The sequence below is a fragment of the Aquabacterium sp. genome (assembly GCF_049317225.1).
In the GTDB taxonomy this organism is placed as follows: domain Bacteria; phylum Pseudomonadota; class Gammaproteobacteria; order Burkholderiales; family Burkholderiaceae_C; genus Aquabacterium.
Genome location: NZ_JBMOIR010000002.1, coordinates 78,201 through 105,022, shown reverse-complemented (window position 1 = coordinate 105,022; position 26,822 = coordinate 78,201). Strand labels below are relative to the sequence as shown.

The window sequence follows — 26,822 nt, the reverse complement described above, 5'->3', positions numbered from 1 at the left end:
TAGCACGAAAGCAAACAGCGCGACACTCGCCCACGCCCATCCTATTTGCCTGTGATTCAAAGCGACCTCACTCAAATTCAACGACAAAAATTAAAAAGGGCACCCGGAGGTGCCCCTTCATCAATTCAGAGAATTGAATTAGATCTTGCAAGAAGTAGGCAGATACTTCAGCTCAACGTTTGTGCCGTCCGTTGCAACATTGGTACCATCACCGACGGTCACGCCAGAGGGGGTAGCAGCCTTACCGCAAATCCAAGTGATGTTCTTGGCGGTGTCGATGCCAGGACGCAGGCTCAGAATCTTCCCGGAGATGTCCTTGTTGGCCTTGTTGCCGAAAGTCACGTCCAGACCGCCACCAGTGGTCACGGCGATTTGGGTCACATAGTTACCCTTGTTGTCGGTCGCAGCAGAACCGGTACAAGTCGAAGCCGAACCGCAAATCGCTTGCACGTTGTCCTTGGGGAACGCGCCAGTTTGCGAGAAATATTCGCTGACAGCAGTCTTCAGGCCGCTGGCCAGATTCAGCGACTCAGACACCTGAGCGCGAACGGTGTAGTCCTGATAAGCGGGCAGCGCCACGGCAGCCAGAATACCGATGATGGCCACCACGATCATCAGTTCGATCAGGGTGAAACCCTTTTGCACTTGCTTCATCACTTGCATGGTCAACTCCTTAGGGCTACGCCCGAACAAATTAGCTTGTTGACAACCCACTACCTTAGCGGATCATGATTCTTATAAGGCAGGTGCCGTGCCAGCTTGATGACCGTGGAAGTATGTGACGAGTTGCACACCTTTCCACGCATCCGAGAGGCGTGTGACACAATTTCCGTCAACCTTGTTAAGCATGTAACGACAAAATTTGTCACCCCGGAGGGTGGATGACACTTCATGTCACTCAATCTTCTTTGGCCGGCGCATGAAACCGCTGCCCTTCTCGCAGCGGCTCAATCATGTGCTGACTGTCCAGCGCTCGGATTTGAGACAGCACCGCCGGCACTTCGCCGGGTTTGGGGTGGGTGATGTACACGCACACTTCCCCATCCAGTTGCGCCAACTCTCGAGCCAGGGACTGAGGCGCAAGATGCCCACTGATGTCAGCCAGCCAAGCCTCGTCATTGCCAAACGCTGTCTCGATCACCAACTGAGCAATCTGCTGCCCGTGCAAGGCCTGCCACAAGGCCGGATTGGGGCCGGTGTCCCCCGTGAACACCCACAATCCTTGCGGCGTATCCACACCAAACCCCACAGCAGGAACCGTATGCGCTGCCGGCAAGACACTGACGCGCCGAGCAGGCAAGCCGCCCCGGGCCGGGAACGTCAACACATCCCCAACCGCAAACTCATGAAAAACCAGAATGGGATGGTCTGCGGTCGGCAAGCGTGTGAAATCAGGCCAGATGACACCATTGAACACATGCTTTCGCAGCGCGTCCAAGGTTTCGGGCAGGGCATGGACATGGATGGGGCGCAAAGAGCTTGGCCCCGCGACGCCCATGCGCAGCTTCATGACCGTGTCGGCCAGAAGCGGAATGCTCAGCACATGATCCAAGTGACTGTGACTGAGCAGAATGTGGTCAATGCGTGCCAACTCATCCAGCCGCAACTCCCCCGCACCACTCCCCGCATCGATCAGGATGTCATCATCCAGAAGGAACGCCGTGGTGTGGCAGCGAGCGGCAATCGAGCCGGAGCAGCCCAGCACGCGAATCATGCAATCAACCTTGCATGAATTGCATCTGCGTCCCCGCCAACTCGATCACGTCGCCGTTGCGCAGATGCACAGGATCATTGCCAACAGGCGCACTGTTCACCGTGGGACGGGCTCCACCTTCCACATGCGCAAAGACATAGCCGCCTGGACGCTTGGTGATCGACGCAACCTGCACGCCGGGCTTGCCGACCGTGGTCACCACCTTGGTCAGTGCAACCTCACGTCCGGCAGCCGCACCGTTGAGCACCTTGATGGAGGCCGGGGGTTGACTGGCCAAACCGCCGAAGCCACTGCTGGCCCCCAAGCCACCCGTCTGGGTGTTCCCAAAACCGGCGTGCGTCGACGCGCTCAGTGGCGAGGCTACAGCGCCTGCGACACCAGAGGACATCGGTGACGCACCGGGCATGGGCATACCCGGCCGCATGATCATGGTCTTTTCGTAGTCCGTCCCCTCTTCAACCATGTACTTGATCTTGTACTTGCCAATCTCAACCGTATCGTTGTGCTGAAGAAGCTGCTTTTTGACGGCCTTGCCGTTGATGTATGTGCCATTGGTGCTGTTGAGGTCCTCAATGAAGACGTCACTGCCCACCATTTGCATAACGGCATGCTCACCACTGACCGCGAGGTTGTCGATCACGATGTCGTTGTAAGGACGACGTCCCAGCGAGGTCTTGTCCTTGGTGATCTGGACCTCCTTGATGACGACGCCGTCGAGCGAAACAACCAGTTTTCCCATGCGAAACCTCTCGGGTATTGATCTTCAATGACGCTCAGTTCATGCCGCCCAGTCGCTTGAACGGCCACCAGGACTTTGAAACCGACTCGCTCGCGCCCTGAGCGCGGGCCAGCACCACAGCAATGTTATCCCTGCCCCCGGACTCATTTGCAGCAGCCACCAACGCTGCCCCCATGGCCGCCAAGTCAGTGTGCTGACTCAGCACGTGGGCAATTTGCGGATCTGTCAACATGTCCGACAAACCGTCCGAACACATCAGATAAACATCCCCGGACTGGACATCGTGCTGGTGCGTTTCCAGCAGGACGGTGTCTTCCACACCCAATGCCCTTGTCACCAGATTCTTGTTTGCAGCGAATTGCGCCTGCTCTGGTGTCAGGATGCCAGCATCAATTTGTTCTTGCAGTAACGAATGGTCTTTTGTGATTTGCTGCAACAGGCCGCCACGCCAGCGATAGCCGCGTGAATCACCAATGTGACCCATGATCAATCGGCCAGGGCGAAACACGGCCAGAACCAATGTGGTCCCCATGCCCGCATAAGTTGGATTTGAATTGGCTGCGCCGAAAATGGCCGCGTTGGCGTTATCGACGCAAATGTCCATGGCACGCCGCACATCGCCATCGCTGGCAGAGGTGCCAGCCTCCATCAACCAACGCCCCAATTCGGACTTGATGAAATCGCACGCCATGCCGCTGGCCACTTCACCGGCCGCATAGCCACCCATGCCGTCGGCTAACACAGCGACAGCACAGCGCTCATCCAGGGCAACGGAGTCCTCGTTATTGGTCCGTATCCGCCCTGTATCGGTTTGACTATAGAACTCGAAGTCCATTTATTTATTGTCGCCGGGATTTGAGGTCTTGGGGATCAGGGTAGTCGCCCGAAGTGAGGGGGAAAGATCACCCCAATTGGATGTCGATGCCCTGAAGCCCTGCCGCAACCGCTCGCAAGTCTTCTGCCATCTGCAGGCCGCTGCCGTAGCGAATATTGGGATGTTTCTCCAGCGCCAGTGCCACGATATCACCCAAAGCCGCCGGCAAATCCGGCCGCAAATCGCACACGTTCGGAACGGGGTCCCGCGCAATGGCGCGCATCAAAATGGCCATCGAATCGTTGCGATAGGGCAACTGCCCCGTCAGCAACTGAAACATCGTGACCCCGAGCGAATAGAGATCACTTCGCCCATCGATGTTCTGGCCAGACAACTGCTCGGGCGACATGAAGGTTGGCGTGCCAAGTACCACTCCGGTTCGCGTTCGGGTCGCGTCGGCGACACGCGCCACACCGAAGTCCATCACTTTGACGCAGTCACGCTTCAGATCCACCATGATGTTGGCGGGCTTGATGTCACGATGGGTGACGCCGCGGGCATGCGCATAAGCCAACGCTTCCGCCACACGCGCCATGATGGACAGCAGCGTGGGGAGCGGCAACAGTCGGTCAGGCAAGGTGAACTGGGTCATGTCCGTGCCCTCGACCAACTCCATGGCGATGTACGCCAACCCATCGCTCTCGCCAGCATCGATGATGCTGACGATATCTGGGTGCTGCAAACGTCCGGACATTTCTGCTTCCCGCAGAAATCTGGCACGGGCATCAGCCAAGTCCGGCCCTGTGAACTCTTGCGTCAGCGCCATCGTCTTGAGCGCCACTTTGCGATCCGTCGTCGGGTCATACCCAAGGTAGACGGCCCCCATCGCCCCTTTGCCGATCTGCCCCTCAATGATGTACTTTCCTAACTGGCGCTGTCGCACCTCGGGCATGGGTCTGGGAGGCAAGGTTCCCCACGTGTTCACCGCGGCCGATTGCGCCAGGTTACGCGCCCGCAGCAACCGGAGCTTGACCTGATTCCACTGCGCATCAATGTCCGCCATGTGCTCATACACATCCCGCGCAGCGTCATACCGAGAGACTTTTTCGAAGGCCACGCCCAAGCGGTCCATGACTTCCAGCACCACCTCTCTGTTGGCCGCACCCGGCACGAAGCCCTTCAGCAAATCCCACGCCTTCTCCACCTGCCCGGAAGTCAACGCTTGCAAGGCCATCCTGATGCGCGCGTGGTCTGCATCGGTTGCCGCATCATGCGCTGGAGGGACCGATTCCGCAGGGCGAGACGGCTCATCGTCCTCAGGAAAGAAAGAAGACAACTCGGACGGCAATTCAGATGGGGGCTGGGTGTACTCCTGTGCATCCATGTAGGACAACACCGTCTCCGGGCCATAGTCCGTATCGGTCCGCTTGGGCCGCACCTCTGCAGGTGCCGTATCCACAAAATCCTGCACCGCACTCACCAATGTATTTTTGCGAGCGGTTGGCCGGACTACCCGGGGCTTCTCATGACGCAGCAACCACCAGGCCATGCCGCTCAACACCAGCAGCAGGACAAACATGATGATCAGAAACGTCAAGAAGCTCATGCGATCGCCTCAGGCCTCTTGCACCGGTGCCGAGCGCGACAGCGCCGTACCCACTGCCCACACCAACATGGCACCCAGTGCGCCCGCGCTGTAACGAATCACCGCTGTTTCGGGCAGGTAGTGCGCCAAAGCAGGGTCTGACACCGCCAATGTGCCGGCAATCCACCCGAGCAACATGCCGCCAGCTGTGATGATGAGCGGAAACCGATCCATCAACTTCAGGACCACACTGCTACCCCAAACGATGATGGGGATGCTGACCAGCAAGCCCAAAATCACGAGGGGCATCTGATGGCCTTGTTGCCCGGAGCTTTGAGCAGCGCCGGCAATGCCAATGACGTTGTCCACGCTCATGATGAAATCGGCCACGATGATGGTCTTGATGGCGCCCAGCAATTTGTCGCTGGCTTGGAGGTTGCCGTGCTCATCCTCGTCAGGCGCCAAGAGCTTGACACCGATCCAAAGCAACAACGCCGCGCCCACCAGCTTCAGATAGGGCAGTGCCAGCAAGGACATGGCAAAGAAGATCAGGACCACGCGCAACAAAATGGCGCCCAACGTCCCCCACACAATGCCTTTGCGACGCAATTCTGGCGACAGATTGCGGCAAGCCAAGGCGATCACCACGGCGTTATCCCCACCCAAGAGGATGTCAATCATCACAATCTGGCCGACAGCCAGCCAGAACTCGGGGGTCAATAAAGCTTCCATGTTGCGCAAAATAAATCAGCCCCTGAGTGTAGGGGCTGAAAAGTGACAACAAATCAAGCAGATGCCCGCATTTAGCGGGCATCTGTCACGATTTGTGAAAAGGTGCTCTTAGATCAGGCTCTTGAGCAGCTTGCCCATTTCAGAAGGATTGCGAGTCACCTTGAAGCCGCACTCTTCCATGATGGCCAACTTGGCATCGGCCGTATCGGCACCACCGGAAATCAGGGCACCGGCGTGGCCCATGCGCTTGCCGGGGGGCGCCGTCACGCCAGCGATGAAGCCAACGATCGGCTTCTTCATGTTGGCTTTGCACCATTGCGCGGCTTCGGCCTCGTCCGGACCACCAATTTCACCAATCATGATGACGGCGTCGGTATCGGGATCGTCGTTGAAGGCCTTCATCACGTCGATGTGCTTCAGACCGTTGATGGGGTCACCACCAATGCCCACCGCACTGGACTGCCCCAGACCCAGTTCAGTCAACTGCGCGACCGCTTCGTAGGTCAGTGTGCCCGAGCGGGACACCACACCGATGCGGCCCTTGCGGTGGATGTGACCCGGCATGATGCCAATCTTGATCTCTTCAGGCGTGATCAGACCGGGGCAGTTGGGGCCCAGCAGCAAGGTCTTCTTGCCACCAGCGGCTTCCTTGGCCCTCATCTTGTTGCGCACCATCAGCATGTCACGCACAGGGATGCCTTCGGTGATGGCGATGACCAGATCCAGGTCTGCCTCGACGGCTTCCCAAATGGCATCCGCTGCGCCGGCGGGCGGCACATAGATCACCGACACGCTGGCACCGGTGTCCTGCGCTGCTTCCTTGACCGAAGCGTAGATGGGAATGTCGGAGAACTTCTCGCCGGCTTTCTTGGGGTTCACGCCCGCCACGAAAGCGTTCTTGCCGTTGGCATAAGCCTGACAGCCGAGAGTGTGGAACTGACCGGTCTTGCCCGTGATGCCCTGGGTGATGACCTTGGTGTCTTTATTGATGAAAATGCTCATGACGAAGTCCTTGTGTTCGGGGCTCAGGCAACGGCGGCGACGATCTTGGTCGCGGCTTCGGCCATGGTGTCGGCGGAGATGATGGGCAGGCCGGAGTCGGCCAGCATCTTCTTGCCCAGGTCTTCGTTGGTGCCCTTCATACGGACCACCAGCGGCACACTCAGGTTCACTGCCTTGCAGGCGGTGATGACGCCATCAGCGATGGTGTCGCACTTCATGATGCCGCCGAAGATGTTCACCAGGATGCCCTTGACATCAGGGTTCTTCAGCATGATCTTGAACGCTTCGGTGACCTTCTCGGCCGTGGCGCCACCGCCCACGTCCAGGAAGTTGGCCGGCTCGCCACCGAACAGCTTGATGGTGTCCATGGTCGACATGGCCAGACCGGCGCCATTCACCAGGCAACCGATGTTGCCATCGAGTTGGATGTAGGCCAGGTCGAACTTGGAGGCTTCGATTTCAGCAGGATCTTCTTCATCCAGATCGCGCAGGGCCACGATTTCGGGATGGCGGAACAACGCGTTGGCATCGAAGTTGAACTTGGCGTCCAGGGCGATGATGTTGCCCTTGCCGTCGCGATTCAGGGGGTTGATTTCGACCAACGAGGCATCGGTCTCCATGTAGCACTGGTAGAGCTTTTGGCAGACGTCGATGAATTGCGCGACCGAGTCAGCAGGCATGGCCACACCCTTGGCCAGTTCTTCGCCCTGAGCCTGAGTCAGACCAACCAGCGGATCGACGAAGATTTTGACGATCTTCTCTGGCGTGCTGTGAGCGACTTCTTCGATGTCCATGCCGCCTTCGCTGGAGGCGATGAACGCCACCTTCTGTGTGCCACGGTCGGTCACGACAGACAGGTAGTATTCCTTCTGGATGTCAGCGCCTTCTTCAATATAGAGGCGACGCACTTTCTGACCTTCTGGGCCAGTCTGGTGCGTGATCAGTTGCATGCCCAGGATGTCGCTGGCGCGGGCCTTCACGTCCTCCAGGGACTTGGCCACTTTCACGCCACCGCCCTTGCCGCGGCCACCTGCGTGGATCTGTGCTTTGACGACCCAGACTGGACCACCGAGTTTTTCGGCGGCAGCCACAGCTTCGTCAACGGAGAAGGCCGGGATACCTCTTGGGACCGGCACGCCAAATCGGCTCAGGATCTCTTTGCCTTGGTATTCATGAATCTTCATCTGGGATCTCGCAGTCAGGTGTTGCGTTCTATGTCGAAGATGACAAACCCGCCAAGGCCGATCAGACCCGAGCGGGGGCATGACATCCATGATGTTGGATGCAGTGCAGCAATCAGCATAGCATCGCAGCCCCCCAGGATAGAGGGGTAGTTTCCTGAGGGTAAACCGCGTTTGCCGTGGATTAAGACAGCAATCGCTGTCAGTCGTCTTCTGACAACGTCAGGCCATCGCCGCGGACCACCCGTCGAACCACCTCACCGGAAAAGCCGCGGGACGCCAGAAAGCGCATCTGCCGTGCACGGTCTTCTTGGGATGTGGGGGGCTCACCATAGCGACGCAGCCACAGCGCGTGGGCCCGATCAAATTCTGTGTCACGCAGGGCTTGCACTGCTTCGCGGGCGACATCAGCCGGCAACTGGTGCTGCGCCAACTCGGACTGAATGCGGGCGGCCCCGTACCGTGCGGACTTGCGGTGCAGCAAGGATTCGGCAAAACGCTGCGCTGAGAGCCAGCCCTTGCTTTCCAGTTCGTTGAGCACCTGATCGACCTGCTCCGGCGACTCGGCATGAGGCGCCAGCTTGCGGGTCAACTCGAGCCGGGAATGCTCCCGCGCTGCAAGATATTTAAGCGCCCGCCCCTTGAGTGACAAGGCCGGGCGCTTGGACGCCGAAGCGTCAGACTTCGTCATCTTCGACGGTGTCCACGGCCGCGACGGGCGGCAACAGTGCGATGCCCAGCGAGTCGCGGATCTTGTTTTCGATCTCACGTGCCAAGTCGGGGTTCTCGCGCAGGAATTCTCGGGCATTGTCCTTGCCTTGCCCGATTTTCTCGCCGCCGTAGGCGTACCAGGCCCCCGCCTTGTCCACGATCTTGGCGGTCACACCCAAGTCGATGATTTCGCCTTCGCGGCTGATGCCTTCACCGTAGAGGATGTCGAACTCGGCCGTCTTGAAGGGGGGCGACACCTTGTTCTTGACAACCTTGACCTTGGTTTCGCTGCCGATGATGTCGTCGCCCTTTTTGATCGAGCCGATGCGACGGATGTCCAGGCGCACGGACGAGTAGAACTTCAACGCATTTCCGCCGGTAGTGGTTTCGGGACTGCCGAACATCACACCGATCTTCATGCGGATCTGGTTGATGAAGATGACCATGCAGTTGGTCTTCTTGATGGTGGCCGTCAGCTTGCGCAGCGCCTGACTCATCAGACGGGCTTGCAGGCCAGGCAGGGCGTCGCCCATTTCGCCTTCGAGTTCGGCCTTGGGGGTCAAGGCGGCCACCGAGTCCACCACGATCAGATCCACCGAACCGGAGCGCACCAGCGCATCCACGATTTCCAGGGCTTGTTCGCCCGTGTCAGGCTGCGAGATCAACAGGTCCTGCAGATTCACGCCGAGTTTCTGCGCGTACTGAACATCCAGCGCGTGCTCGGCATCAATGAAGGCGCACACACCGGCTTGCTTCTGCATTTCGGCGATGACTTGCAGGGTCAGCGTGGTTTTACCGGACGACTCAGGGCCGTAAATTTCGACCACACGACCACGCGGCAGACCACCTACGCCCAGCGCGATGTCCAGACCCAGAGAGCCGGTCGACACCACCTGAATGTCTTCGACCACTTCCCCCTCACCCAAACGCATGATGGAGCCCTTGCCGAACTGCTTCTCGATCTGGGCCAGAGCGGCCTGCAAGGCTTTGGCTTTTTCTGCACTGAGGGCGGATTTGGCAGCAGCGTCCATTCAAATTCTCCGTTGGCTAACGTGTGTTGTTGGTCGCCATTATGGCAAAAGCTGGATGTTTGTACAGTGCTTTTCTGAAATTATTTGCCCCTCTGACGAGGGATTCATGACGCGCTGCTGCATCGCAACAAAACTCATTAGACTGTGCACATGGCCCCACCTTCGTCAGACGACCGGCCTCGTAGCCGGCAGCGCAAGCCCGTCGCCCCCGATATGCGTCACACTCAACGCCCCGCCCGACGGCGACGGATGAGCGATGCAGCTGGCACGCGCCCTCGCGTGAATCTGGCCTTGCAAGGCGGCGGCTCACACGGCGCCTTCACTTGGGGCGTGCTCGACCGACTGCTGGAAGACGATGGGGTGGATCTGGCCGGCATTTCGGGCACCAGTTCTGGCGCGCTCAACGGTGCGGTCATGCTCACCGGCTACATCCAGGGCTTGAAGCAGGGCTCCCCCCAAGCTGCACGCGCTCAGGCCCGCACGGCGTTGCACGATTTCTGGCGGGACGTCAGCCAGCATGGCCCACTGTTTTCGCCGCTGAGCCTGCAGGCCAACGGCACCTTGAGCACGGCGTTCAATTTTGATCAATTGCCCGCCTATCAATGGATGAATGTTTTCATGCGCGCATTCAGCCCGTATGAATTCAACCCCCTGAACCTCAATCCTCTGCAGGGTGTGCTCAAGCGCCACGTGGACACGGAGGCACTGCATGAGGGCTGCGCCCGCAGCGGGATTCCGTTGTTTGTCACCGCCACAGCCGTGCATTCCGGTCAGCCCCGCGTTTTCACGGCGCAGGAGCTGTCGCTGGATGCCCTCATGGCATCCGCCTGCCTCCCGTTTCTGTTCCAGGCCATCGAGATTGATGGCGAGCCCTACTGGGACGGCGGCTACACCGGCAACCCCTCTCTGCATCCACTGATTTATCAAACCGAGCTGTCAGACATCCTGCTGGTGCGCCTGACCCCTCTGCACAAGGTGGACACCCCCACCCACACCATTGACATCATCGACCGGCTCAGTGAAATTGCATTCAACGCCAGCCTGGTGGGCGAGTTGCGCGCCATCGCTTCGGTCAACCAGTTCTATCAGGAGCAGCGCCTGGACCTGGGCAAGTACAAGCGCCTGCACATGCACATGGTGGCGGACGACGAGGGGCTGACCCCCTTCAACGCGTCCAGCAAATTCAACACGGATTGGTCTTTGCTGCAGCAACTTCATGCACTGGGCAGAACGGCCGCAGACACCTGGTTAACAGCACATCGTGACAAGATTGGTGTCACCAGCTCCTTTGACATCAATTCGGTATTTCTGCACCACGGGGGCCAACACCTTCCCCGCAAGCCTTGATCTGCGGCAAGACCTGCCTCGCGCGCTGGCGCAAGATAGAGACATGGCGAAATTGATTGGTTCGCCACCTTCATTCAACAGGAGACCCTATGGATTTGGACAACCACCCTCTGGCACGTGACTTTCCTGAGTTCAAGGACAAGATCCATGAACTGAAGACCGGCAACACCCATTTCGCTCGCCTGCATCGCGAATACGAAGAAGTGGACAAAGCCGTTGTGCGCCTGGAAACCGGGGTGGAACACGGCTCTGACGCCGAACTGGAACAGAAGAAAAAGCTGCGCGTGGTGCTCAAGGATGAGCTGTACGGCATGCTGAAGGCCTGATTTCGGCCGACAGGACAAGTTAAGGCACTCGCTGTAGCCGCCTGACCGGGCGGGTCTGACAGCGCCTCGGGGCACGACGCCACAAGCGTCGCGCCCTTTCTTGTTTTTGGCTTGGATCATATTGGTCGCACATCAGCGACGTACCCTCTTAAAATGGTGGGTTATGACCGAGTCTGCCCGCCCCTCTGCCGCCGCTGCGTCCGGCGCATCCGCCACTGCACCCACCGCTGCTGTCCCGCCCATGCGCCTGTCCGGCCTGGAGCCGGTGAGCATTGGCGATGGCACGCTGTTCGTCAACGTCGGTGAGCGCACCAACGTCACGGGCTCGAAAGCCTTTGCGCGCATGATTCTGGAAGGGCGTTTTGAAGACGCTCTGTCAGTGGCGCGCCAGCAAGTGGAAAACGGCGCTCAGGTCATCGACATCAACATGGACGAGGCCATGCTCGACAGCAAGGCCGCCATGGTGCGCTTCCTGAACCTGATCGCGGGCGAGCCCGAGATCGCCCGCGTGCCCATCATGATCGACTCGTCCAAATGGGACGTGATCGAAGCCGGTTTGAAGTGCATTCAGGGCAAGGGCATCGTCAACTCGATCTCGCTGAAAGAAGGCGTGGACAACTTTGTCCATCAAGCCAAGCTGATCAAGCGCTATGGTGCAGCCGCCGTGGTGATGGCGTTTGACGAAGCTGGTCAGGCCGATACCTATCAGCGCAAGATCGACATCTGCGAACGCGCCTACCGCATCCTGGTGGACGAGGTGGGCTTCGCGCCCGAAGACATCATCTTCGACCCCAACATCTTCGCCATCGCCACGGGCATTGAAGAGCACGACAACTACGCCGTGGACTTCATCGAGGCCACGCGCTGGATCAAACAGAACCTGCCGGGTGCCAAAGTATCGGGCGGCGTCTCGAACGTATCGTTCAGCTTCCGCGGCAACGAACCCGTGCGCGAAGCCATCCACACCGTGTTCCTTTACCACGCCATTCAGGCGGGCATGGACATGGGCATCGTCAATGCCGGCATGGTCGGCGTGTACGACGATCTGGATGCGCACTTGCGCGAACTGGTCGAGGACGTGGTCCTGAACCGTCAGCCCGTCTACAAGGACGGAGACGACACGTCGCTGACGCCGACAGAACGTCTGCTGGGCATTGCCGAGCAAGTCAAGGGTGCAGCCAAGGACGACTCGGCCAAGCTGGCCTGGCGTGGCACGGCCGAGCACCCCGTCAGCGTGGAAGATCGCCTGAGCCACGCACTGGTGCACGGCATCACCGAGTTCATCACCACCGACACCGAAGAGTGCTATCAGAAGATCAAGGCTGGCGGCGGCCGCCCCCTGCATGTGATCGAAGGCCCGTTGATGGCCGGCATGAACACGGTGGGTGACCTTTTCGGTGCGGGCAAGATGTTCCTGCCGCAGGTGGTGAAGTCGGCCCGGGTGATGAAGCAGGCCGTGGCCCACCTGGTGCCTTACATCGAAGAAGAAAAACGCCAACTGGAAGCGGCCGGTGGCGATGTGAAGGCCAAGGGCAAGATCGTGATCGCCACGGTGAAGGGCGACGTGCACGACATTGGCAAGAACATCGTGACCGTGGTCTTGCAGTGCAACAACTTCGAGGTGGTCAACATGGGCGTGATGGTCCCGTGCAAGGACATCCTCGACAAGGCCAAGGAAGTGGGGGCGGACATCATCGGCCTGTCCGGCCTGATCACGCCCTCGCTGGAAGAAATGCAGTATGTGGCGGCCGAGATGGAGCGCGACGAGTACTTCCGCTCGCGCAAGATCCCGCTGCTGATTGGCGGGGCGACCTGCTCGCGCGTGCACACGGCCGTGAAGATCGCCCCCCACTACAGCGGCCCCGTGGTCTATGTGCCGGACGCCTCGCGTGCCGTGGGTGTGTGCTCGGAGTTGCTGAGCCCCGAGCGCCAGGCGACCTACATTGCCGAACTGAACGCCGATTACGAGCACGTTCGCCAACTGCATGCCAACAAGAAGGCCACCCCGCTGGTGACGCTGGCCGAGGCCCGTGCCAACAAGGCCGAGGTGGACTTCGCGACCTACACCCCCGAGGTGCCCAAGTTCATTGGTCGTCGCGTGTTCAAGAACTACGACCTGGGCGAATTGGCCCAGTACATTGACTGGAGCCCCTTCTTCCAGACATGGGATCTGGCCGGCCCCTTCCCCGCCATCCTGGACGATGCGGTGGTGGGTGCCGAAGCCAAGAAGGTCTACGCCGATGCGCAGGCCATGCTCAAGAAGATTGTGGAAGGCCGCTGGCTGACCGCCAATGGCGTGATCGGGCTGTACCCCGCGCAAACCGTGCAGGACGACACCATCGAGGTGTATGCCGACGAGTCGCGCACCGAGGTACTGATGCGCTGGAACCCCCTGCGCATGCAGACCGAGCGCCCGGTGGTGGACGGCGTGAAGCGCCCCAACCGCTCGCTGGCCGACTTCGTCGCGCCGCGTGAAGCCAAGCCGGACTACATCGGCCTGTTCGCCGTGACTGCCGGCCTGAACATCGAGAAGAAGGAAGCCGAGTTCCTGGCTGCCCAGGACGACTACTCGGCCATCATGCTCAAAGCCCTGGCCGACCGCCTGGCCGAGGCCTTTGCCGAGCGCATGCATCAGCGTGTCCGCACAGACTTCTGGGGCTACGCCGCCGCCGAACAGTTGAGCAACGACGCGTTGATCAAGGAAGCCTACCGAGGCATTCGCCCTGCCCCGGGCTACCCTGCCTGCCCGGACCACACGGTCAAGCGCGACATGTTCAAGGTGCTGGACGCGGCCGAGATCCACATGCACCTCACCGAGAGCATGGCCATGACCCCGGCCGCCAGTGTGAGCGGTTTCTACATGGCGCACCCGGATGCGGCGTACTTCAATGTCGGCAAGATCGGGCACGATCAAGTGGCGGACTGGGCCACGCGCACGGGCATGACCGTGACCGATGCCGAGCGGGCGCTGGCCCCCCAGCTGTAAAGCAGTGAAATAAGTCGCACAGGCGTCGGATCATCACCCCTCCTGTTGCCGGCGCTTACAAGGCACACGCCTTGTAAGCAGCCTTTCTGGCATGAACATGGCACCCTCCCGCCATGTCTCGCACACCCAGCCATCTTCACCCCTCCCGGATACGCCTTTGGCCTTGGCTGGCAGGGGTGTGCGCCAGCCTGGTCCTTTCAGCCTGTGGCGGGGGCGCAAGCAACGCTTCCTCCGATCCTGACAGCAAGCTGACGATGTCGGCTGCCATGGTGCCTGGATCTGATGCCGAAGCGTATCGCTTTCTGAGCCAAGCCACCTTTGGCCCGACCGACGCCGATGTAGCTCGGGTCAAGCGCATAGGCTACGACAACTGGATCGACGAACAGTTCAACACCGCGCTACAGAGTTCACACCTTGCCATGGCCGAATCGGCCGCAGCAACCGTGGGGCGAGCACAAGCTACGGCCGGTGATGTGGGCTACAGCTGGTGGACGCATGCGGTCAGAGACCCAGCTCAGTTGCGACAGCGCGTGGCCTTCGCACTCTCCGAGATTTTTGTGATTTCGACGCTGTCGATTGATGATGGCCGCCGTGTTGCGAGCTACCTTGACATGCTGACCGCGAAAGCGGATGCCAATTACCGCGATCTGCTGGAGTCGGTCGCCATGCACCCAGCCATGGGGCAGTATCTGTCGCATCTGGCCAATCGCAAGGAAGATGGTACGGGCCGAGTCCCTGATGAAAACTTCGCCCGGGAGGTCATGCAGCTGTTCTCGATTGGTTTGTACGAGTTGGGGGACAACGGTCGCCCAAAGTTGCAAGACGGGCGGGCCATTGAAACTTACACGGCAACAGACATCAAAGGTTTGGCAAAGGTCTTCACGGGCTTCAGTTGGTACTGGCCCTCCACCAAGTCTGCATTGGTCTGGTGGAAATGCTTCTGGCGCACCTCGGAATGCAAGGATGCCAGCCAGGATGTCACGTCCATGAGCGCCTACCCCCAGGCACACTCGACGTCGGAGAAACAGTTCCTGAGTGTCACCATCCCCGCACAAGACACGACTGACCCTCAAGCCAGTTTGAAGGCCGCGCTGGATCGGTTGGCAAGCCACCCCAACACCGCACCGTTCATCAGCAAACAGCTGATCCAGCGGCTGGTCACCAGCAACCCCAGCGACGCCTATGTCGCCGACATTGCACGAGCCTTCCGCAACAGCAATGGCAACCTTCGCAAGGTGGTCAAGGCCATCTTGCTCCACGACGAAGCGCGACATCCCGCCACCTCGGCGCTGCAAACCTACGGCAAGCTGAAAGAGCCGGTGTTGCGCCTCACCAGCTTGATGCGCGCGATTCCCCATACCAGCCGCCACGGCCACCTTGCCGTTCTATCAAAGCGACGACACGAGCGATCCGGGCAACCAACTGGGGCAGGCCCCGCTTCGGGCGCCTTCGGTGTTCAATTTCTTCCGACCCGGTTATGTCGCGCCTCAGAGCGCCATGGCCCTGCAAGGATTGGTCGCCCCGGAAATGCAGATCACCACAGAGACCTCCGTGTTGGGCTATGCCAACTTCATCCTGCGGGCACTGGACCAGGGGTTTGGACAATGGAACAGCAACACCACCAACTGGGACCTCCGCTTTGACCTCAGCAGCTGGGACAGCTTGGTGACCACCCCGGAGACCTTGGTGGACACGCTGTCCAAAAGACTGCTCGGACACACCTTGTCGGATGATGAACGCGCCCAGGCCATCGCTGCCGTGTCCGCGCTCCCCATCAACTCGAGCAACACGACCACGCTGGCCAAACAACGCAGGCAACGGATTCAAGCTGCCATCGCGGTGATTTGTGTCACGCCTGAATTCATCGTGCAGCAATGAGGAGATCACGATGAACCATCGTCGTCGCGCCTTTCTCCAGCAAATGGCAGCCTTGTCTGGCATGGGTGCTGCCGCACCACTGGCCATCAACTTTGGTGCACTCACTGACGCCGCCGCTCAAAGTGCCGGCAGCGGCTACAAGGCATTGGTTTGCATTTTTCTCAATGGTGGCAACGATGCGTTCAATACGGTTCTGGCGACGGACAGCACATCGTGGACTCACTACGCTGCGCATCGCACGCCCGCCGACAGCAGCGCGGGCATCGCACTGCCTGTCGCCGGCACGGCGGCAAATTCGGCAGCAGGCAACGGCGACCCGGCACGCCTGGGCGGCATCCTGTCCATCGATCATGCGAACCGCGCTGTCCACAGTGGGCGGACATTTGCGCTGCATCCCGCGCTGACCGGCCTTCGTGGGCTGTACCAATCCGGTCAGGCTGCGGTCCTGGCCAACGTGGGGCCACTGCTGAGCCCCACAACCAAGGCCAACTACACCAACCCAACCGTGGCCAAGCCGGCCAAACTTTTTTCACACAACGATCAGCAATCCACCTGGCAATCTTTCCAGCCTGAAGGTGCCAGCGAGGGCTGGGGGGGGCTGATGGGGGACTGCCTCATGGCAGCCAATGGCACAAGCCGCAATGAGGTCGATGCAGCCATCATCCGGCGCTCATTCACCTGCATGTCGCCCTCAGGGACTTCGGTGTGGCTGGCCGGCAAATCCGTCTTGCCTTACCAAAGTGGCTCGTCCAGCGTGATGAGTTTAGGAAACGGGGGCAAGGTCTACGGTCAAGCCGCTGTGTTTAACGCCATGGCTGCGGTGCTTGGCAAGGCCAGTTCAGACGGAAGCTATGCCGTCCCCGCCCGCAACCTGCTGCATGCCGACCACCAGCAGGTGGTGCAACGAGCCCTGCAGGCAGCTGATCTGTTGGGCTCGGGCTTGGTCGGGCAAGGCGTGTCGCCTTGGGGGACTACGCCGAGCTCTGGCACTTACAGCCCTTCTACAGATCCAATGTTGAAGTACACCAGTGTGGTGGATGGCACGCAGAAGCTCAACAGTCTGGCCTTGCAGTTGCAAATGGTGGCCCGCATCATCGCCACCAACACCGTGGCCAACCTGGGGCTGTCGCGGCAGTTCTTCATGGTCAGCCTGGGCGGCTTTGACACCCACGACAACCAGATTCGCGATCACGCGGAACGCATGCTGCAACTCGACCACGCATTGACGTATTTCAATCTGGTGCTGAGCGGCATGCCTGCCGGCGACATGCGCAGCCAAGTCACCACCTTTACCGCATCGGAGTTTGGCCGCACCTTCACGAGCAATGGTGATGGCACCGACCATGGGTGGGGTGCACACCAGTTCATCGTGGGCGGCGCCGTCAACGGCACCGATGTTTACGGCACATTCCCGCAATACAGCACGGCAGACAGCAAAGGGGTCTTCAGCAGTCCCGATCAGATCGAGAATGGTTCGCTGATTCCCTCGACATCGGTCGACCAATATGCTTACACGCTGGGGAAATGGATGGGCGTCAGTCACAGCGATCTGAGCACCATGCTCCCCCACATTGGCGCGTTCAGCACGACCGACCTGGGATTCATGAAGAGCTGATATCCAGCAGCGATTTGAGATACCGACCGGTGTGACTGGCTTCGAAAACCGCCACATCTTCCGGTGTGCCCGCCACCAGCATCTGCCCACCACCCGAGCCCCCCTCTGGCCCCATGTCGATCAACCAGTCTGCTGTTTTGATCACGTCGAGGTTGTGTTCGATGATGACGATGGTGTTGCCCGCATCACGCAACTGATGCAGCACTTTCAGCAGCAAGGCGATGTCATGGAAGTGCAAGCCTGTGGTGGGCTCGTCAAGGATGTAGAGCGTGCGCCCCGTATCCCGTTTCGACAACTCCAGCGCCAGCTTCACACGCTGCGCTTCCCCGCCTGACAGGGTCGTGGCAGATTGCCCCAGGCGGATGTAACCCAGCCCCACATCCATCAGTGTCTGCAACTTGCGTGCGATGCTGGGTACCGCGCTGAAAAACTCCAGTGCCTGCTCCACCGTGAGATCCAGGATCTCATGGATGTTCTTGCCCTTGTACTGAATCTCCAGGGTTTCGCGGTTGTAGCGCTTGCCATGACAGACATCGCACGGCACGTACACGTCGGGCAGGAAGTGCATTTCGACCTTGAGCACTCCATCGCCCTGACAGGCTTCGCACCGGCCACCCGCCACGTTGAAAGAGAAGCGCCCCGCGTTGTAGCCCCGCTCGCGGGCAGCGGGCACATCGGCCATCAACTCCCGAATGGGGGTGAACAAGCCGGTGTAGGTGGCGGGGTTGGAGCGCGGGGTGCGGCCAATTGGTGACTGGTCCACGTTGATGACCTTGTCAAACAACTCCAGCCCGTCGATCTCGTCATGGGGCTCAGGCTCCATGTGGCTCTGGTACAGCTTGCGGGCCACAGCGGCATACAAGGTGTCGTTGACCAGGGTGGATTTGCCGGAACCGGACACGCCGGTCACGCAGGTCAGCAAGCCCACCGGGAACTCGGCCGTAACCCCCTTGAGGTTGTGACCTCGTGCGTTGACCACGCGCAAACGCGGCGTCTCGTCAGTGAAGGTGTGTCGGCGGGTCGGCACTTCGATGCGCAAGGCGCGCGCCAGATACTGCCCCGTCAGGCTGTCGGGGTTGGCGGTTACCTCGTCCGGCGTGCCTTGGGCCAGCACACGGCCGCCATGCACCCCGGCGCCTGGGCCCATGTCGATGACGTGGTCGGCGGCGCGAATCATGTCTTCGTCGTGCTCGACCACGATCACGCTGTTGCCCAGATCGCGCAGATGCTGCAAGGTGCCGATCAGCCGATCGTTGTCACGCTGGTGCAGGCCGATGCTAGGTTCATCGAGCACATACATCACGCCCGTCAACCCCGACCCGATTTGCGAAGCCAGGCGAATGCGTTGCGCTTCGCCCCCCGACAACGTGTCGGCGCTACGGTCCAGACTCAGGTAGTTGAGCCCGACATCATTGAGGAAGCGCAGACGCGAGCGGATCTCGTTGACCACCTTGGCCGCGATCTCGGCCTTGGCGCCTTGCAACTGCAAGTCGCTGAAGTAACGGTGAGCTTCAGCCAGCGTCGCGTGCGCGATTTCGTAAATGGCCTTGGTGTCACCTGTGACGGCATCCAGCAATTTGACGTGGCGGGCCTCGGTGCGCAGGCGGGTACCGTGGCAGTCCGGGCAGGCTTTGGGCTGCTGATAACGCGCCAGTTCTTCTCGCACGGTGGCGGAATCGGTTTCCTTGAACCGGCGCTCAAAGTTGGGAATGATGCCTTCGAAGGGATGCGAGCGTTTGACCTTGCGCTTCTTGCCCCCCGGACCATCGGCTTCGTAGCTGAACTCGATCTCTTCCAGGCCCGAGCCATACAACACGACCTGCTGGATGTGCGCGGGCAGCTCCTCGAAGGGCTGCTCCATGTCCACGTCGTAGTGTTTGCCCAGGCTCTCGATCAGGCTGTAGGTGTAGGTGTTGCGGCGGTCCCAGCCCTTGACGGCCCCGCTGCCCAGGCTGAGCGAGGGGAAGGCCACCACCCGTTGCGGATCAAAGGCGATCACATGCCCCAAACCATCGCAGGTCGGGCACGCTCCGGCGGGCGCATTGAACGAGAACAAACGGGGCTCGAGCTCGGCAAGCGAGTAGCTGCACACCGGACAAGCGAACTTGGCCGAAAACAGGTGCTCCTGCCCCGCATCCATTTCCAGGGCCAGCGCACGACCATCCGCCAGCCGCAAAGCGGCCTCAAAGCTTTCCGCCAGACGCTGCGCCATGTCAGGACGCACCTTCAGGCGGTCCACCACCACGTCCACGTCATGCTTCTCGTTCTTGGCCAGAGGCTGCAGCGCACTGGCCTCCACGATCTGACCGTTGATGCGAAAGCGGATGTAGCCCTGCGCCTGCATGTCGGCGAACAACTCGGCGTGTTCGCCCTTGCGGTCACGCACCACGGGCGCCAGGATCATCAGCTTGGTTTCTTCGGGTAGCGCCAGCACGGCATCCACCATCTGACTCACGCTCTGCGCCTGCAAGGGCTGGCCATGCTCGGGGCAAAACGGCGTCCCGGCACGGGCGTACAGCAGACGCAGGTAGTCGTGGATCTCGGTGACCGTGCCCACGGTCGAGCGGGGGTTGTGGCTGGTGGCCTTTTGTTCGATCGAAATCGCGGGCGACAGCCCCTCAATCACGTCCACATCGGGCTTGTCCATCAGTTGCAGGAACTGACGTGCGTACGCGCTCAGGCTTTCGACATAGCGTCGCTGCCCTTCCGCGTACAGCGTGTCAAACGCAAGGGACGACTTGCCCGACCCCGACAAGCCGGTGATGACCACCAACTCATTGCGCGGCAGATCCACATCGATGTTTTTCAGATTGTGCGTACGGGCGCCGCGAATGTGGATGTGAGGAGCCTCAGCAGGCATGGGCGAACGAGAGCGAGCCATTGGAATCACCAGTACGACAGGGCAACCGAGCATCATAAATCGCAGCGGTGACGCCTGTCACGCATTCACTGCAACCCCAGGCACCAAGCAAGAGTTCGGCCAAAAGTGCAAAAAATGCACACCAAGGTCAGCACCACACACCCGATACACGACCAATGGCATACGATCACCAATCAAGTAACAAGTTGTCACAACCATGTCTGGGCCCAGCGCCATCCGTCTCCGCTCTGTCTCCGCACTGGCTATTCTGGTGCTGGTGGGAAGCTTGTCGTTGACTGCGCTGGTATCTGGCTGGCTGCAGCAAAACATGCGCGACAACGCGCAAATGCGTTTCGAGCGACATGTTCAGCGACTCGAAGACAACATCCGAGGGCGCTTCGTGAAAGCCACTTACGGGCTGAGTGGCCTGCGAAGTACCTTTCTGGCGAATGGTGGTCGTCCGTTGGATCGCGCACAGTTCCGCACCTGGATGATGGCGCGCAACATCCCGGATGAGTTCCCGGGCATCCGGGGCCTCGGCTTCATCGAACGCATCGAACGCGTCGATCTGGATGCATTCATGGCTCGCGAGCGAGCAGATGGCGCGCCGGACTTCGCGGTCCGGACCACTGGGCAGGCCCCCAATCTGTTCGTCATCAAACTCATCGAGCCACTGGCGCCCAACCATGCGGCCTGGGGCTACGACGTGGGCTCTGAGGCCATTCGGCGTGAAGCCGCCGAGCGGGCCATCGACACCGGCACACCTGCGCTGACCGGGCACATCACCCTTCTGCAAGACGCGGCCAAACGGCAAGGCTTCCTGTATGTCGTACCGGTTTTCAAAAGCGCACAGGTCCCCGCCACGGTCGAACTCAGGCGCCAGCAACTGGTCGGACTGCTCTATGCACCCATCGTGGTGGACGAATTTCTGGCAGATGTCGTCAAAGCAACCGACCAACAGTTGGCGTTTCAGTTGTACGACGCCATCACCCCCCTGTCGACACAGTTCATCGTCAACCCGCCCCCTGCAGCACAGCAAGGCCCGACGCAACTCTACGCAGAGCGAACCTTGCATGTTGGCGGCAGGAGCCTGACGCTGCGCATGCGAACCACCGCAGCTTTTGAGGCCGAAGTCGACCGATTCACCCCCATCGGCATCGGCCTCTTCGGGGTTGTGCTGAGCGGCATGATGGCGATGATCGTCTGGCTGCTCGGGATGGGACGTGCACGCGCGGAATCGCTGGCGCAAAGCATGACAGCAGACATTCAGAAGGCCCGCACTCAAGCGGAGGTCGCCCTGCGCGACACGCGCGTCCTCCTGGACACGTTGAGCCGCTACATGCTCATCACCATGTCCGACCCGCAAGGCCGCATCACGGAAGTCAATGATGCGTTTTGTGAGGTCAGCGGCTACACCCGAGAAGAGTTGATTGGCCAGTCGCACAGCATGCTCAAGAGCGGCGTGCAATCGTCCGAGTCGTGGCGAGCCATGTGGGAGACGATCACCAGCGGACAACCTTGGCGAGGCGATATTTGCAACCTCACCAAAGACGGACAAGAGTTCTGGCTGCAGAGCATCATTGCCCCCATGTTCAATGCGCAGGGTGACATCGAACGCTACATCTCCATTCGGGCCGACATCACCCAGAACAAACGTGTCCAGCAAGAATTGGCCAAGATGACCGAGCGCTATGCCTTGGCAACAGACGGCGGAGACACCGGGTTGTGGGAATGCAAGGACCTGCACAAGGGCGAGTTGTGGTGGTCGCCCCAACACTACCGTCTCATCGGCTATGAGCCTGGCGACTTCACGCCCAGCGTGCATGGTTTCATTGAGCGACTGCACCCCGATGACCAGACTCGAATTTACGACGAACTGCAGCAAGCAGCCGACAAGCCGGGCTTCGACATTGACTTCCGACTGCAGACTCGCAACGAAGGATATCGGTGGTTCAGATCACGCGCCAAAGTCTTCCGTGACGAGGCAGGTACCCCAGTCCGAATGGCGGGCATCATCCGTGACGTGCATGATCACCGCATGGCGCTGGTCAAAATCCAGGAACACGGCGACGCACTCCACGCCATCTTCTCTCTGAGCCCTGATGGCTTCGTCGCGTTCAGAAAAGACGGCACGGTCGGCTATGTCAGCCCCGCGTTCTGCAGGCTGACGCATCTGTCTGCGGATGACGTGACAGGCCTGAACGAATCCGCCTTCCTCACGCGCCTGATGGCGCTGAGCAAAGACCCGCAGCGATTGCCCACACTGACGCGACTGAGCAAAGAGCACGCGCACGAACGCATGGTGATCGAAATGAAGCCACCCCTGGCGCGCATGCTGGAATGCCAGTTGCACGAAGGCCATGGGGAAGGCGTCAACAAGGTCTTGCACCTGCGCGATGTCACCCATGAGACCGAGGTCGACGCCATGAAGAGCGAATTCATGTCCATGGCCGCTCATGAGCTCCGCACTCCCATGGCCAGCATCTATGGCTTCACCGAATTGATCCTCAAGCGCAAGATGTCGGACACCATGCGCCAGGACATGCTCGAGAGCATCTACCGGCAAAGCCAGGCGATGATCAAGATCATCAACGAACTGCTGGATCTGGCGCGCATCGAAGCACGCCGCGGCAGCGACTTCCAGCGGGTTCCGGTCGACCTCACTCAGGCGATGGACGCGGTGGTACGTGACTTCAAACCGCCCGAGGGGCGTGATGCGCCCGTGATGGGTGCGTCAACGACCATGCAAATGGTATTGGCCGACCCGGACAAACTACGCCAAGCCATCGTCAACATCTTGTCGAACGCCTACAAGTACTCTCCGCAAGGCGGTGCCGTCGAGATCGACTTCCCCTGCAAGAATGAAACGCAACCGTGGGTCGGCATCCGCATCAGTGACCATGGGATTGGGTTGACACCCGAGCAATTGGCGCACGTGGGTGAACGTTTCTATCGCGCAGACAAATCCGGCAACATCCCGGGCACCGGACTGGGCGTCAGCATCGTCAAACAAATCATGGAGTTGATGGACGGTCAGCTCGACATACAAAGCGCATCCGGCGCCGGCACGCAGGTGACCCTGTGGTTGCCGGCCATGCCCGCTCAAACGCCGTAAGCGCGAACCCCGCCTTAATCGGTTTCGTCGACGCAGTGCGCCACGATGGAGCCCAGACTCCCGATTTCGACCTTGACCGTGTCGCCGGCCCGCAGGAACTTGGGCGGGTTGAAAGCCGCCCCCACGCCGGCACAGGTACCGGTAAAGATCAAGTCACCCGGCTCCAACGTCATCACTTGCGTGAGTTGCGCAATCTGCGCCCACACGTTGTGCATCATCAGGCGAGTGTTGCTGTGCTGGCGCAATTCGCCATTGACCCAACAACGCAGTTCCAGCGCGTGCGGGTCTTCTACTTCGTCGGCCGTGGTGATCCACGGGCCAAACGGCGCATGGGTGTCAAACGACTTGCCCAAGGTCCATTGCGAGGTGCGTTTCTGGATGTCCCGGACCGACACGTCATTGCCCACGGCGTAGCCAAACACCACTTCGTGAGCCCGATCAGCGGGCACATGGCGGCAACGCTGGCCAATGATGGCCACCATCTCGCCTTCGTAGTCCGTCATCTGCGAGATGCGCGGCAGCACGATGTCATCGAAGGGCGCGTGAATGGCGTTGGCCAGCTTGGGAAACCAGATCTGGTGCTCAGGCACCGTCCGGGATTCGCCCACGATGTGCTCGTTGACGTGTTCCAGATAGTTCAACCCGATGGCCAGGGTTTTGCCCGGACGCGGCACCGGAGCCAGCACATGCACGTCGTCCAGCGTAGCGTCGGCGGCAGCGTGTTCACGCAAGGCAGCCACCGCATCCTTGAACTCCGCCCAGCGCGAGATCAAGTCGATCATGGGCTGGTGCGGCGATAAGACGCCGCCCAACGCGCGCCCCAGAGAAATGATTTCGGAGCCGCGCACCAGCCCCACATCCGTCTGCCCCTGGTGTTCGTAGGTGCACAGATGCATGGCCGACCTCAGCGTGCGGCGTTCAGCGCGTCGCGGGTTTCTTGCGCCACGCGCCGCGCCGCGCTGGCAAAGTCGTCGCCGCTGCTGGCGTACAGCACCGCACGCGAACTGTTGACCACGATGGTGCCAGTGATGGCCCCGCTGGCATCGGTGGCCATACCAGCCTTGACCGTGGCCACGGCATCGCCACCTTGCGCGCCCACACCAGGGATCAGCAGAGGCAGAGTCGGCGCCAGTTCACGCACGCGGGCGATTTCTTCGGGGAAGGTCGCGCCCACCACCAGACCCATCTGGCCATTGGTGTTCCAGGTGCATTGCGCCTGCTTGGCGATGTGTTCGTACACGCGTGGCTGGCCTTCCACATCGGCCAGACGCAGGTTCTGCAGATCCGAGCCACCGGGATTGGAGGTGCGGCACAGCAGGATGACGCCCTTGCCCGGGTACTTCAGGAAGGGCTCCATCGTGTCGAAGCCCATGAAGGGCGACAACGTCACCGCATCAGCCTGATAGCGCACAAAGGCTTCGCGGGCGTACTGGTCGGCGGTCGAACCAATGTCGCCGCGCTTGGCATCCAGGATCACCGGCACCTGCGGGGCCACCCGGCGCATGTGCGCCATCAGTCGCTCCAGCTGGTCTTCTGCACGGTGGGCCGCAAAGTACGCGATCTGGGGCTTGAACGCACAGACCAGGTCCTTCGTCGCGTCCACAATGGCCGCACAGAAGTCGTAGATGCGATCAGGCTGCCCCTTCCATGCACCCGGGAATTTGGCCGGCTCAGGGTCCAGGCCCACGCACAGCAGCGAGTTGTTTTGCTGTTGTGCGTGGCGCAGTTGCTCGGTGAAGATCATCGCTGCGCCTTTGCCTTACTTGCCGATGCGCTGAGCCAGCTCAACGGCCTTGCCGATGTAGTTGCCGGGGGTCATGCCCATCAGACGGGTCTTCTCGTCTTCCGGCAGTTCCAAGGTCTCGATGAAGGCCTGGATGGACTCCTTCGTGATGGCCTTGCCACGGGTCAACTCCTTCAGACGCTCATAGGGGTTGGGCAGCGCATAGCGGCGCATCACGGTCTGGATGGGCTCGGCCAGAACTTCCCAGGCGTTGTCCAGGTCATCGGCCAAGGCTTGCGGGTTGACTTCCAGCTTGCCCAGACCACGTGCCAGGCTGTCGTAGGCCAGCAGGGTGTAGCCGAGGGCCACGCCCATGTTACGCAGCACGGTGGAGTCGGTCAGGTCACGCTGCCAGCGGCTGATCGGCAGCTTCTGGCTCAGGTGGGTCAGCACAGCGTTGGCCAGGCCCAGGTTGCCTTCGGCGTTTTCGAAGTCGATCGGGTTGACCTTGTGCGGCATGGTCGACGAACCGATTTCACCCGCCTTGGTCTTTTGCTTGAAGTAACCCAGGCTGATGTAGCCCCACACATCGCGCGACCAGTCGATCAGGATGGTGTTGGTGCGGGTGACGGCATCAAACAGTTCGGCCATGTAGTCATGGGGCTCGATCTGGATGGTGTAGGGGTTGAAGGTCAGCCCCAACTGCTTCTCGATCACGCTCTGGCTGAACGCTTCCCAGTCCTTGTCCGGGTAGGCCGACAGGTGGGCGTTGTAGTTGCCCACGGCACCGTTCATCTTGGCCAGCAGCTTGACGTCGGCAATGCGCTCACGGGCATTGGCCAGACGGGCCACCACGTTGGCCACTTCCTTGCCCACAGTGGTGGGCGAAGCGGTCTGGCCGTGGGTGCGGCTCAGCATGGGGATCTCGGCCAGCGAGTGGGCCAGGCCGCTGAGCGTGCCGATCAGGCCGTCGATGGTCGGCAGCACCACCTGCTCGCGAGCCGCCTTCAGCATCAGGCCGTGGCTGGTGTTGTTGATGTCTTCCGAGGTACAGGCAAAGTGCACGAACTCACCCGCTTTTTCCAGCTCGGGGTGCGTGGCAAAGCGCTGCTTGATCCAGTATTCCACGGCCTTGACGTCGTGGTTGGTGGTCTTTTCGATGTCCTTGATCGCCTGGGCATCGGCTTCCGAGAAGCGGGACACCAGGCCACGCAGGTACGAGCGGGCGGCGTCCGACAGCGGCGCAAACTCGGGCAGACCCGCGTCCGACAGGGCAATGAACCACTCGATTTCGACTTGCACGCGGCGGTGCATCAGACCGAATTCGGACAACAGCGGGCGCAGGGCGGACACCTTGGAGGCATAACGGCCGTCCAGCGGCGACAGAGCGGAGAGAGCAGACAGGTTCATGGCGTTGTCCGAATCGTGAAACGGTGAGACGTGCGTGCTCGCGCCCATGCAGG

General features: G+C 60.4%; 20 protein-coding genes and 1 pseudogene. 7 read left to right on the top strand and 14 right to left on the bottom strand.

All coding sequences use genetic code 11. The annotated features are described in order from the left end of the window. Window positions 1-138: 138 nt before the first annotated feature. The 10 genes from ACOYNB_RS02440 to recA all read right to left on the bottom strand — a co-directional run bounded on the left by ACOYNB_RS02440 (window position 139) and on the right by recA (window position 9,509). Window positions 139-663 (bottom strand): pilin, encoded by a 525-nt coding sequence (locus tag ACOYNB_RS02440; protein ID WP_422837530.1) that lies wholly within the window; start codon window positions 661-663, stop codon window positions 139-141. 235 nt (window positions 664-898) lie between these two features. Beyond that, complete coding sequence (locus tag ACOYNB_RS02435; RefSeq protein WP_422837529.1) at window positions 899-1,714, bottom strand: MBL fold metallo-hydrolase; 816 nt, start codon at window positions 1,712-1,714, stop codon at window positions 899-901. Between the two features lie 4 nt (window positions 1,715-1,718). After that, window positions 1,719-2,453: an FHA domain-containing protein gene (locus ACOYNB_RS02430; RefSeq protein WP_422837528.1), complete on the bottom strand. Its 735-nt coding sequence runs from the start codon at window positions 2,451-2,453 to the stop codon at window positions 1,719-1,721. Between the two features lie 34 nt (window positions 2,454-2,487). After that, entirely contained in the window at window positions 2,488-3,288 is an 801-nt protein-coding gene (locus ACOYNB_RS02425) for a Stp1/IreP family PP2C-type Ser/Thr phosphatase (protein ID WP_422837527.1), read from the bottom strand. 67 nt (window positions 3,289-3,355) lie between these two features. Beyond that, window positions 3,356-4,873: a serine/threonine-protein kinase gene (locus tag ACOYNB_RS02420; RefSeq protein WP_422837526.1), complete on the bottom strand. Its 1,518-nt coding sequence runs from the start codon at window positions 4,871-4,873 to the stop codon at window positions 3,356-3,358. 9 nt (window positions 4,874-4,882) lie between these two features. Beyond that, window positions 4,883-5,584 (bottom strand): TerC family protein, encoded by a 702-nt coding sequence (locus ACOYNB_RS02415; protein ID WP_422837525.1) that lies wholly within the window; start codon window positions 5,582-5,584, stop codon window positions 4,883-4,885. Between the two features lie 108 nt (window positions 5,585-5,692). Then, window positions 5,693-6,586, bottom strand: a complete 894-nt coding sequence (gene sucD / locus ACOYNB_RS02410; protein WP_422837524.1) for a succinate--CoA ligase subunit alpha — start codon at window positions 6,584-6,586, stop codon at window positions 5,693-5,695. A gap of 23 nt (window positions 6,587-6,609) precedes the next feature. Then, window positions 6,610-7,770: an ADP-forming succinate--CoA ligase subunit beta gene (gene sucC / locus ACOYNB_RS02405; protein WP_422837523.1), complete on the bottom strand. Its 1,161-nt coding sequence runs from the start codon at window positions 7,768-7,770 to the stop codon at window positions 6,610-6,612. 199 nt (window positions 7,771-7,969) lie between these two features. Continuing rightward, window positions 7,970-8,458: a recombination regulator RecX gene (gene recX, locus ACOYNB_RS02400; protein WP_422837522.1), complete on the bottom strand. Its 489-nt coding sequence runs from the start codon at window positions 8,456-8,458 to the stop codon at window positions 7,970-7,972. Continuing rightward, complete coding sequence (gene recA / locus ACOYNB_RS02395; protein WP_374259352.1) at window positions 8,445-9,509, bottom strand: recombinase RecA; 1,065 nt, start codon at window positions 9,507-9,509, stop codon at window positions 8,445-8,447. The genes recX and recA overlap by 14 nt, the downstream gene beginning before the upstream one ends. Before the next feature lie 249 nt (window positions 9,510-9,758). On the opposite strand from recA, the gene ACOYNB_RS02390 reads away from it, so the two are divergent. The 6 genes and pseudogenes from ACOYNB_RS02390 (at window position 9,759) to ACOYNB_RS02365 (ending at window position 17,661) form a co-directional block, all read left to right on the top strand. Beyond that, window positions 9,759-10,856, top strand: a complete 1,098-nt coding sequence (locus ACOYNB_RS02390) for a patatin-like phospholipase family protein (protein ID WP_422837521.1) — start codon at window positions 9,759-9,761, stop codon at window positions 10,854-10,856. 89 nt (window positions 10,857-10,945) lie between these two features. Then, window positions 10,946-11,182 carry a YdcH family protein gene (locus ACOYNB_RS02385; protein WP_374259354.1) on the top strand — a complete coding sequence of 79 codons (237 nt, stop codon included), beginning with the start codon at window positions 10,946-10,948 and terminating at the stop codon, window positions 11,180-11,182. A gap of 163 nt (window positions 11,183-11,345) precedes the next feature. Further along, window positions 11,346-14,168, top strand: a complete 2,823-nt coding sequence (gene metH / locus ACOYNB_RS02380) for a methionine synthase (protein ID WP_422837520.1) — start codon at window positions 11,346-11,348, stop codon at window positions 14,166-14,168. Between the two features lie 113 nt (window positions 14,169-14,281). After that, window positions 14,282-15,517 (top strand): annotated as a pseudogene (locus ACOYNB_RS02375) (DUF1800 domain-containing protein); the annotation flags it as partial. A gap of 103 nt (window positions 15,518-15,620) precedes the next feature. Next, window positions 15,621-16,046: a hypothetical protein gene (locus ACOYNB_RS02370; RefSeq protein WP_422837519.1), complete on the top strand. Its 426-nt coding sequence runs from the start codon at window positions 15,621-15,623 to the stop codon at window positions 16,044-16,046. A gap of 10 nt (window positions 16,047-16,056) precedes the next feature. Next, window positions 16,057-17,661, top strand: a complete 1,605-nt coding sequence (locus ACOYNB_RS02365; RefSeq protein WP_422837518.1) for a DUF1501 domain-containing protein — start codon at window positions 16,057-16,059, stop codon at window positions 17,659-17,661. Here ACOYNB_RS02365 and uvrA read toward each other — a convergent pair. Continuing rightward, a complete protein-coding gene (uvrA, locus tag ACOYNB_RS02360) occupies window positions 17,648-20,521 on the bottom strand; it encodes an excinuclease ABC subunit UvrA (RefSeq protein ID WP_422837517.1) in 2,874 nt (957 codons plus the stop codon). The genes ACOYNB_RS02365 and uvrA overlap by 14 nt on opposite strands. Window positions 20,522-20,738: 217 nt before the next feature. On the opposite strand from uvrA, the gene ACOYNB_RS02355 reads away from it, so the two are divergent. After that, complete coding sequence (locus tag ACOYNB_RS02355) at window positions 20,739-23,636, top strand: CHASE domain-containing protein (protein WP_422837516.1); 2,898 nt, start codon at window positions 20,739-20,741, stop codon at window positions 23,634-23,636. A gap of 14 nt (window positions 23,637-23,650) precedes the next feature. On the opposite strand, the gene ACOYNB_RS02350 is transcribed toward ACOYNB_RS02355, so the two are convergent. The 3 genes from ACOYNB_RS02350 to purB are packed head-to-tail and all read right to left on the bottom strand — an operon-like array spanning window position 23,651 to window position 26,769. Beyond that, window positions 23,651-24,532, bottom strand: a complete 882-nt coding sequence (locus tag ACOYNB_RS02350) for a fumarylacetoacetate hydrolase family protein (protein WP_422837515.1) — start codon at window positions 24,530-24,532, stop codon at window positions 23,651-23,653. Window positions 24,533-24,540: 8 nt separating this feature from the next. Beyond that, window positions 24,541-25,380: an orotidine-5'-phosphate decarboxylase gene (gene pyrF / locus ACOYNB_RS02345; RefSeq protein WP_422837514.1), complete on the bottom strand. Its 840-nt coding sequence runs from the start codon at window positions 25,378-25,380 to the stop codon at window positions 24,541-24,543. Between the two features lie 15 nt (window positions 25,381-25,395). Beyond that, complete coding sequence (gene purB, locus ACOYNB_RS02340; protein ID WP_422837513.1) at window positions 25,396-26,769, bottom strand: adenylosuccinate lyase; 1,374 nt, start codon at window positions 26,767-26,769, stop codon at window positions 25,396-25,398. Window positions 26,770-26,822 lie beyond the last annotated feature (53 nt).

What these genes read in the sequence shown, in the direction of transcription:
- recA (WP_374259352.1), bottom strand. Translation starts at nt 9,509, where the DNA reads ATGGACGCTGCTGCCAAATCCGCCCTCAGTGCAGAAAAAGCCAAAGCC.
- ACOYNB_RS02415 (WP_422837525.1), bottom strand. Translation starts at nt 5,584, where the DNA reads ATGGAAGCTTTATTGACCCCCGAGTTCTGGCTGGCTGTCGGCCAGATT.
- sucC (WP_422837523.1), bottom strand. Translation starts at nt 7,770, where the DNA reads ATGAAGATTCATGAATACCAAGGCAAAGAGATCCTGAGCCGATTTGGC.
- ACOYNB_RS02385 (WP_374259354.1), top strand. Translation starts at nt 10,946, where the DNA reads ATGGATTTGGACAACCACCCTCTGGCACGTGACTTTCCTGAGTTCAAG.
- ACOYNB_RS02390 (WP_422837521.1), top strand. Translation starts at nt 9,759, where the DNA reads ATGAGCGATGCAGCTGGCACGCGCCCTCGCGTGAATCTGGCCTTGCAA.
- pyrF (WP_422837514.1), bottom strand. Translation starts at nt 25,380, where the DNA reads ATGATCTTCACCGAGCAACTGCGCCACGCACAACAGCAAAACAACTCG.
- ACOYNB_RS02440 (WP_422837530.1), bottom strand. Translation starts at nt 663, where the DNA reads ATGCAAGTGATGAAGCAAGTGCAAAAGGGTTTCACCCTGATCGAACTG.
- recX (WP_422837522.1), bottom strand. Translation starts at nt 8,458, where the DNA reads ATGACGAAGTCTGACGCTTCGGCGTCCAAGCGCCCGGCCTTGTCACTC.
- metH (WP_422837520.1), top strand. Translation starts at nt 11,346, where the DNA reads ATGACCGAGTCTGCCCGCCCCTCTGCCGCCGCTGCGTCCGGCGCATCC.
- uvrA (WP_422837517.1), bottom strand. Translation starts at nt 20,521, where the DNA reads ATGCCTGCTGAGGCTCCTCACATCCACATTCGCGGCGCCCGTACGCAC.
- ACOYNB_RS02430 (WP_422837528.1), bottom strand. Translation starts at nt 2,453, where the DNA reads ATGGGAAAACTGGTTGTTTCGCTCGACGGCGTCGTCATCAAGGAGGTC.
- ACOYNB_RS02435 (WP_422837529.1), bottom strand. Translation starts at nt 1,714, where the DNA reads ATGATTCGCGTGCTGGGCTGCTCCGGCTCGATTGCCGCTCGCTGCCAC.
- ACOYNB_RS02355 (WP_422837516.1), top strand. Translation starts at nt 20,739, where the DNA reads ATGTCTGGGCCCAGCGCCATCCGTCTCCGCTCTGTCTCCGCACTGGCT.
- ACOYNB_RS02425 (WP_422837527.1), bottom strand. Translation starts at nt 3,288, where the DNA reads ATGGACTTCGAGTTCTATAGTCAAACCGATACAGGGCGGATACGGACC.
- sucD (WP_422837524.1), bottom strand. Translation starts at nt 6,586, where the DNA reads ATGAGCATTTTCATCAATAAAGACACCAAGGTCATCACCCAGGGCATC.
- ACOYNB_RS02420 (WP_422837526.1), bottom strand. Translation starts at nt 4,873, where the DNA reads ATGAGCTTCTTGACGTTTCTGATCATCATGTTTGTCCTGCTGCTGGTG.
- ACOYNB_RS02350 (WP_422837515.1), bottom strand. Translation starts at nt 24,532, where the DNA reads ATGCATCTGTGCACCTACGAACACCAGGGGCAGACGGATGTGGGGCTG.
- ACOYNB_RS02365 (WP_422837518.1), top strand. Translation starts at nt 16,057, where the DNA reads ATGAACCATCGTCGTCGCGCCTTTCTCCAGCAAATGGCAGCCTTGTCT.
- purB (WP_422837513.1), bottom strand. Translation starts at nt 26,769, where the DNA reads ATGAACCTGTCTGCTCTCTCCGCTCTGTCGCCGCTGGACGGCCGTTAT.